The sequence below is a fragment of the Streptomyces sp. NPDC031225 genome (genome assembly GCF_055570355.1).
Window position 1 is genome coordinate 21,830 of record NZ_JBVIHJ010000042.1, and the last position, 7,559, is coordinate 29,388.

The 7,559-nt window shown below is 69.7% G+C and carries 6 protein-coding genes; 5 read left to right on the top strand and 1 reads right to left on the bottom strand.

The window, feature by feature from the left end; genetic code table 11:
- Positions 1-135 precede the first annotated feature (135 nt).
- The 5 genes from ACZ48Z_RS42290 to ACZ48Z_RS42310 are packed head-to-tail and all read left to right on the top strand — an operon-like array spanning position 136 to position 6,845.
- Entirely contained in the window at positions 136-978 is an 843-nt protein-coding gene (locus tag ACZ48Z_RS42290) for a DUF8175 domain-containg protein (RefSeq protein WP_468741258.1), read from the top strand.
- On the top strand, positions 968-2,290 hold the full coding sequence (locus ACZ48Z_RS42295; protein ID WP_468741259.1) for a hypothetical protein: 1,323 nt from the start codon (positions 968-970) through the stop codon (positions 2,288-2,290). Before ACZ48Z_RS42290 ends, ACZ48Z_RS42295 begins: the two co-directional genes overlap by 11 nt.
- Positions 2,287-3,846 (top strand): SCO6880 family protein, encoded by a 1,560-nt coding sequence (locus ACZ48Z_RS42300; protein ID WP_468741260.1) that lies wholly within the window; start codon positions 2,287-2,289, stop codon positions 3,844-3,846. The genes ACZ48Z_RS42295 and ACZ48Z_RS42300 overlap by 4 nt, the downstream gene beginning before the upstream one ends.
- Before the next feature lie 10 nt (positions 3,847-3,856).
- Entirely contained in the window at positions 3,857-5,272 is a 1,416-nt protein-coding gene (locus tag ACZ48Z_RS42305) for an ATP-binding protein (protein ID WP_468741261.1), read from the top strand.
- Between the two features lie 13 nt (positions 5,273-5,285).
- Positions 5,286-6,845: a type IV secretory system conjugative DNA transfer family protein gene (locus tag ACZ48Z_RS42310; RefSeq protein ID WP_468741262.1), complete on the top strand. Its 1,560-nt coding sequence runs from the start codon at positions 5,286-5,288 to the stop codon at positions 6,843-6,845.
- Positions 6,846-6,866: 21 nt separating this feature from the next.
- Here the strand turns inward: ACZ48Z_RS42310 and ACZ48Z_RS42315 are convergent, their stop codons facing one another.
- Positions 6,867-7,412 carry a GNAT family N-acetyltransferase gene (locus tag ACZ48Z_RS42315; protein ID WP_468741263.1) on the bottom strand — a complete coding sequence of 182 codons (546 nt, stop codon included), beginning with the start codon at positions 7,410-7,412 and terminating at the stop codon, positions 6,867-6,869.
- Positions 7,413-7,559 lie beyond the last annotated feature (147 nt).

The following is a 7,559-nucleotide window of genomic DNA, read 5'->3' on the forward strand; positions in this document are numbered from 1 at the left end:
GATGTCCTCGATCACTGCGATGACTCCGATGCCGAGTCACCACACCGCGCCCGCGCGGGAACCAGCACGGCTACCGTCGTACTCGTATGCGTTTTCCCACGCTTTTCCGCACGACGTCGAGGGGGCGTAAGCGGCATGAGTCTCGGAGACGACCCGGAGGGCCCCGGAGGGTACGGCGGCACGGGCCAGACCCGCACCCGTTACCCGGAGGGCAGCGGCGGCGACGTCTACGGCGGCGCCCGCAGAGGCGGCCGATCGTCCTCCAGAAGCCTGGTCACGGTGGTCGGCGTCGTCGTCCTCCTGATCGCGGCGATCGCCTTCGCGAACCGCGGGGGCGACGACCCCTCGTCCTCGGCGGAGGGCACGGGCGCGGCAGGCCGGCCGAAGGCGACGGCGACAGCACCGAGCGGAACCAAGCCGGTGCAGTCCACACCGGGCCTGATCCCCACGGGCTACGCACACGACACCCAGGGAGCCCAGAGTGCGGCCGCGAACTACGCGGTGGCGCTGGGCTCGGCCGACATGTTCGACAAGGCCAAGCGCGACGCCATCCTGCAGACCATCATCAGCCCCTCCCGTACGGCCGCGTTCCAGTCGGCCCTCGACAGGGCCTACACCCCGGCCTTCAACAAGAACGTCGGACTGAACGAGAACGGCTCCACACCCGCCGGATACACCTTCGTCTCCCGTACGAGCCCGATCGGCACCAAGGTCACCGAGTCCTCCGCCAACAACGCGACCGTCGAGGTCTGGTGCAGCGGACTGCTCGGCATGGCGGGCGAGAACTCCACGAACCCGGTCACCAACAGCTGGTTCACCATCACCATGAAGCTCGAGTGGGCCGCCGACGACTGGAAGGTCGTCACACAGTCCCAGACGGAAGGCCCGACGCCCGTCCCCGGCGACGACACGGCCTCCAGCGCGGACGACATGGCGAAGGCCGTCGACGAGTACGGAGGGTTCTCCTATGCGCGGTAATCGCTACGCACTCAAGGCCGCCGCCGTGGTCACGGCCGTGCAGACCGCCACCGTGCTCCTGTCGGCCCGGGCCTTCGCCGCCCCGTCTCCCACGCCGTCACCCACCGCGAGTGACGACGCCTGCCGCCTCATCAGCGGCACCGCCCGCGCCCTGTGCGAGAGCGACCGCAGCAGCAAGTCAAACGGCGGGTCGACCAACGACGACCTCACCTCCACCCTCGACCCCCTCTCCTCCCTCGCCCAAGGCTGCGCCAAGGCCGCCGCCTGGACCATCGACAAGCTCAGCGAGGCCGTGAAGGACACCGCCAACGTCGACTTCACCAACCAGAAGTTCCTCCAGCAGTACGCGGTCGTCTTCGCCGCGTCGACCATCCTCACCCTGCTCCTGTGGCTGCTGGCCGTCGCCAAGCGGGCGGTACGAGGCGTCCCCCTCACCACCGCCATCAGCGAGGCGATCGGCTTCCTCTGGCTGACCGTGCTGGCCTCCGCCTTCACCCCGCTCATCCTCTACACCGTCGTCTCCGCCACGGACGGCGTCTCACAGGTCCTCGCGAAGACCACCGGCGACCAGACCGACACGTTCTTCGGCACCTTCTCCGGCGCCCTGGAGAAGGGCAATGACATCGGCGGCGGCCCGATCATGCTGATCGTCGTCTCGCTCGTCAGCATCCTCGCCGCCGGCGTGCTCTGGCTGGAGCTCGTCATCCGCGCCGCCCTCCTCTACGTCGGCGCCCTCCTCGGCACCGTCGTCTACGCCGGCCTCGTCGACAAGAACCTCTGGGGCCACGTCCGCCGCTGGGCCGGCATCATGATCGCGGTGATCCTGGTCAAACCGGTCATCGTCATCGTGCTGGGCCTCGCCGGTGCACTCTCCTCCGACAACGGCCCCGACTCCTTCTCCGCCGTCGTCTCCGGCCTCGCCATCATCCTGCTCGCCATCTTCGCCAGCGCGATGATCTACCGCTTCGTCCCCGGCTTCGGCGACGAGATCGCCGGCGGCCGCAGCAACCGCATCATGCAGGGCGCCGAGGGCAAGGCCGCCGCGGTCATGAGCTCGCCGGCCACCCTGGTCGCCCAGGGCATCAAGACCCACAGCACCCGGGCCGAGAACAACGGCGGAGGAGGCGGAGGCAACTCCGGCGCCCGCCCCAGCAACCCGGTGTCCGGCGGCGTCGCCGCGCACAGCTCGCGCACCCCGAACGGAGGCGGCGGATCTGTCCCCTCCGCCGCTCCCGCTCCCCGCACGAGCAACCCGGTGAACACCCCGCACGCCAGCAACAACCGCAACAGCACAGGAGGTGACGGGCGTTGACGACCGAGTCCCACGTGTCGCACACGGTCACGCCCCGCCGTACGTATCTCATCGGCCGCGCCCGGCCGAACGCGATCGTCGGCCGCAACCGCGAGAGCGGCGAGATCACACTGATCATCGCGGGCGCGTTCCTCGGCATGATGTGCGGGCTCCTCGTCCCGGTGCTCTCCCTGCGCATCGTCCTGCTGATGGGCTTCCCCCTCATCGCCCTGGCCGCGGTCTACGTGCCGTACAAGCGCCGCACCTTCTACAAGTGGTTCGAGATCAACCGCAGTTTCAAGCGCACCCTGCGCCAGGGCACCACGTACCGCTCCTCCGTGATGGAGGCCGGCACCCACGTCGACGGCCGCGAGGTCGAGGTCGGTCCGCCGCCCGGCATCGGCCGGATCAACTGGCTGGCCGCCCCGTTCGGGCCCGACGAGATCGCCGTACTGCTCCACGCGGACCGCCGTACCGTCACCGCCGCCATCGAGATCGAGGGCCCCGGCGTCGGCCTGCGCGACTCCGAGGACCAGGAAGCCCTCGTCGACCGCTTCGGCACCCTGCTCAAGCACGTGGCCAACGGCGACGGCTTCGTCACCCGGCTCCAGATGCTCGCCCGCACCCTGCCCGCCGACCCCGACGCCCACGCCAAGGACGTCGCCGTCCGCGGGGACGCGAAGGCGCTGCCGTGGCTGCAGACGTCGTACGACCAGCTCCAGTCGATGGTGTCCACCAGCAGCGAGCAGCACCGCGCCTATCTCGTCGCCTGCATGCACTTCAACCGCGAACTCGCCGCCGAGGCCCACACCATGGCCCGCGCCGCCCGCCCCCACGCCGGGCGCAAGCTCGACCGGGACGCGGGCCTCGCGGTCGTCATGGCCCGCGAGCTGACCGACATCTGCTCCCGCCTCCAGGAAGCGGACATCCGCGTGCGCCAGCCCCTCGGCCAGGGCCGGCTCGCCTCGCTCATCCACTCCATGTACGACCCCGACCACCCCATCGACCACATCCAGGCGATGACCAAGCGCAACGCCTGGCCGGCCGAACTCGACGCCATGGAACCGACGTACCTCCAGGCGAAGACGAGGGAGTCGTCCACCCGCGCGCCCTGGTGCCATGCCACGGCCTGGGTGAAGGAGTGGCCGATGACCCCCGTCGGCGTCAACTTCCTCGCGCCGCTCCTCGTCCACACCCCGGACGTCATCCGCACGGTCGCCGTCACGATGGACCTCGAACCCACCGAGATCGCCATCGAGCGCATGCTGACCGAGAAGACCAACGACGAGGCGGAGGCGTCCCGCGCCGCCAAGATGAACCGCACGGTCGACCCCCGCGACATCGCCTCCCACAACCGCCTCGACCAGCGCGGCGAGGACCTGGCCAGCGGCGCGGCAGGCGTCAACCTCGTCGGCTACATCACCGTCTCCTCCCGCAACCCCGAGGCCCTGGCCCGCGACAAGCGGACCATCCGGGCATCGGCCGGAAAGTCGTATCTGAAACTGGAGTGGTGCGACCGCGAACACCATCGCGCCTTCGTGAACACGCTTCCGTTCGCCACCGGCATCCGAAAGTAGGGGACCACGCATGCGGGATCCGCTGTCCGTCCTCACCGACGCCTTCACGTCCTTCCTCTTCGGAAAGGTCGAGACGACCCGCCTGCCGGTCCGCACCTCCACCGGCCAGGCACAGGCGGTCTACCTCCCGACCGCAGCGCCGGGCCTCGGCGACTCGGGCGTGATCATCGGCCGCGAGGTGTACTCCGGCAAGGGCTACATCTACGACCCCTTCCAGCTCTACGGCCAGCAGCTCCCGGCCCCGCACTGGCTGGTCCTCGGCGAGTCAGGAAACGGCAAGTCGGCGCTCGAGAAGACGTACGTCCTACGGCAGTTGCGCTTCCGGGACCGCCAGGTCGTCGTCCTCGACGCACAGGGCGAGGACGGCGCCGGCGAGTGGAACCTCATCGCGCGGGAGCTGGGGATAACCCCCATCCGGCTCGACGCGATGGCGGCCCTGGACCAGGGCATCCGCCTCAACCCCCTGGACCCCTCGATCACGACCACCGGACAGCTCGCCCTGCTCCGGACCATCATCGAGGTCGCGATGGGCCACGGCCTCGACGAACGCTCCGGCTTCGCCCTCAAGGTCGCGCACGCCTACGTCAACGAGACCATCGTCGAACGCCAGCCGATCCTCACGGACATCGTGGAGCAGCTACGGCATCCCGAACCCGAGTCGGCCGAGGCGATGAACGTCGACATAGAGGACGTACGCGCGTGGGGCCTCGACGTCGCCCTGGTCCTGGACCGCCTGGTCGACGGTGACCTGCGCGGCATGTTCGACGGCCCGACCACGATCGGCATCGACCTCGACGCGCCGCTGATCGTCTTCGATTTGTCCCACATCGACCGCAACTCCATCGCCATGCCCATCCTCATGGCGATCGTCGGTGTTTGGCTGGAACACACCTGGATCCGCCCCGACCGGAAGAAGCGCATCTTCCTGGTCGAGGAGGCCTGGCACATCATCAACAGCCCCTTCGTGGCACAGCTGTTCCAGCGGCTGCTGAAGTTCGGCCGACGCCTCGGCCTGTCCTTCGTGGCGGTGGTGCACCACCTGTCCGACGTGGTGGACGGAGCGGCGGCCAAGGAGGCGGCGGCGATCCTGAAAATGGCGTCGACCCGGACGATCTACGCCCAGAAGGCCGACGAGGCCCGTGCGACCGGCCGCGTCCTGGGCCTGCCACGCTGGGCCGTGGAGATCATCCCGACGCTCACCCCCGGCATCGCGGTCTGGGACGTCAACGGCAACGTCCAGGTGGTCAAACACCTCGTCACCGAGACGGAACGCCCCCTGGTCTTCACCGACCGCGCGATGACGGAGACCTCCGCCGAACACGACCTCGCCGTCGACGCCCTGCGCGCCGCCGAGTTGGAGGCCGAGGAACGGGCGGCGGCCTTCGTGGAACAGCACTTGGGCGACTCCGAGTCGACAGTGGCGTAGGAGGCGGACAGTGGTGAGACCGGACGACCGCTACCGGGACGCTCAGGCGGGCCACGCGGGCCAAGGCGGTCAGCGGAGCCAAGGGGGTGTCCCGGACGGCCTGTTGGTCGCCCTGCTCGCCTTCCTCCTCGGCATGACCCTGCTGGTCTGGACGGCGACGGGCCTCGCGGGCTGGTTCGCCCACGGCGACTGGCCCCGGTCCGTCACCTTCACCCGCACCCCCCTGGCCATGCGCCACCTCATCGGCCACCCCCAGGACATCCCCGGCGCCTGGCCCGACACCCCCGCCGCCCAGCTCTCCGGCTACGGCCTCGTCTGGGGCCTGTTCATCGGCCAGCTGATGATCCTGGTCGTCCTCACCGTCTTCGTGATGGGCACACTGGCCCGCTGGCGGGGAGTGCGGGCGAGAGCGAGAGCGGAACGCCTGGCAGCCCTGGCGCGACGCGCACCCGAACCGGCCCACGAGGCACCGATACACGAGGTACCGGCCCCCAGGCCGGCGCCGGAACCGCAGCCCGCCGGCGCTCCGCTCCCCGCGTCCCCTCTGCCGCCGGTGTCGACCACATCACCCGGGCTCCCCCAGCCCACCGAGCCACTCCACGCCACGCCGCCCGACGAACGAGTGACCGCCTGGGAAGCACAGCGCCCCCAGGGCCCGGTCCGCTACGCCCCCAGGGAAGCCCGCCACTCGACCGCCGCCCAGGCCGTCCGGGACGCGGAAGGCCCCGCCCTCGTCGTCACCTCGAACCCGGCCCTCTGGGCGGACACCAAGGACGCCAGAGCCAAACTCGGCCCGGTCCACGTCTACGACCCCACGCACCTCTGCGACACCCCGGCCCGCCTCCACTGGTCACCCACCACCGGCTGCGAGGACAAGGAAACGGCCACCGCGCGGGCGCGAGCCCTCCTCGCCCCCATCCGGCCCACCGCGAAGATCGACCAGGCGGTCACCGACGTGGCCGAAACACTCCTGCGCAGCTACCTCCACGCGGCAGCCATCGAGTCCCGCACCGTCCGCCACGTCCACCGCTGGTGTCAGGGCACCCAGATCCAGGACGCTGTGCGAACCCTCCGCACCAACCCGAAAGCAGCCTCCGGCTCCGCGGGCGAACTGGAAGCAGCGCTCACCGCGCACCCCGAACGCCGTGACATCGCCCAGGAGTTGACCAGCCGGGCCCTCTCCGCCCTCTTCACGGTCAACGTCCGCGAGACCTGCACTTACAACCGAAGTGATGCCCTCGCCCTGGATTCCTTCGTCGACGAAGGGGGCACGCTTTATGTGGTGGGTGAATCGATCGAGGACCCCAGGACCAACCCGGGTGCGATGCCACTCCTGACAGCCCTCACCTCAAGCGTGGTCGAGCGTGGCCGGCGCATGGCCGAACGGTCATCCTCCGGTCGCCTCGACCCACCACTGACGCTCGTCCTGGACGACGTCGCAGCCGTGGCTCCGCTTCCCCAGCTCCCGGAGCTGCTGGCCACCGGAGCGGACCGAGGGCTACCGACCCTGGCCCTGCTCCGGTCCCGCGAACAGGGCCGAACCCGCTGGCCGGACGCCGACCTCCCGGCGTGACGCCCAAGCCGACCGCGGCGCTCAGTCCCGGTCCAGCACGAATTCCAGCTCGGACTCCCCCGGCGCCGACGTGAGTGGCACGACCACTCCGCTGGGCGTGAACCCCATCCTGCGGTAGAACCGCTGCGCCCGTCCGTTGTCCTCGTGCACGATCAGCCTCGCCCGCTCGACTCCGTGCGCCCAGGCCCACTCCAGGGCGGCGTCGAACAGCACGTCGGTGAGCCCGCTGCCGCGCTCCTCGGGCAGTACGAACACCCCGACGAGATGCCCCTGCTTCCGCTCCACCGGGAACCCCGCCCAGTCATTGGTCCCGGGTTCCTCCAGCAGTACGGTCACCATCCCGACCCACTGTCCGTCTGGTGCCTCGGCAATGACCGTCTGCGCGCTGTCCGCCCCCTCGGCACCATGGGCCGTGCGCTCCTTCCAGAAGGAGTCGGGCCGGGCATGGGCCTCCTCGTAAGTCTCCAGGAAGGCGAGGGACGCGACCGGATCCTGAAGCGCCACAAGCCGCAACGCCTTCGCAGCAGGCCACTCATCAGCGCGGACGGAACGGATCACGTAACTCATGAGGGCCACAGTAGTACCCCCGTACAAGACCCCTGTCCGGAAATACAGATGTCCGGAAATGCAGAAAGGCCCACACCATAAGGTGTGGGCCTTTCATTCAAAAATTGTTCGGCGGTGTCCTACTCTCCCACAGGGTCCCCCCTGCAG

Coding starts and splice junctions, on each gene's coding strand:
- ACZ48Z_RS42315 (WP_468741263.1), bottom strand. CDS start 7,412: ATGAGTTACGTGATCCGTTCCGTCCGCGCTGATGAGTGGCCTGCTGCG.
- ACZ48Z_RS42305 (WP_468741261.1), top strand. CDS start 3,857: ATGCGGGATCCGCTGTCCGTCCTCACCGACGCCTTCACGTCCTTCCTC.
- ACZ48Z_RS42290 (WP_468741258.1), top strand. CDS start 136: ATGAGTCTCGGAGACGACCCGGAGGGCCCCGGAGGGTACGGCGGCACG.
- ACZ48Z_RS42295 (WP_468741259.1), top strand. CDS start 968: ATGCGCGGTAATCGCTACGCACTCAAGGCCGCCGCCGTGGTCACGGCC.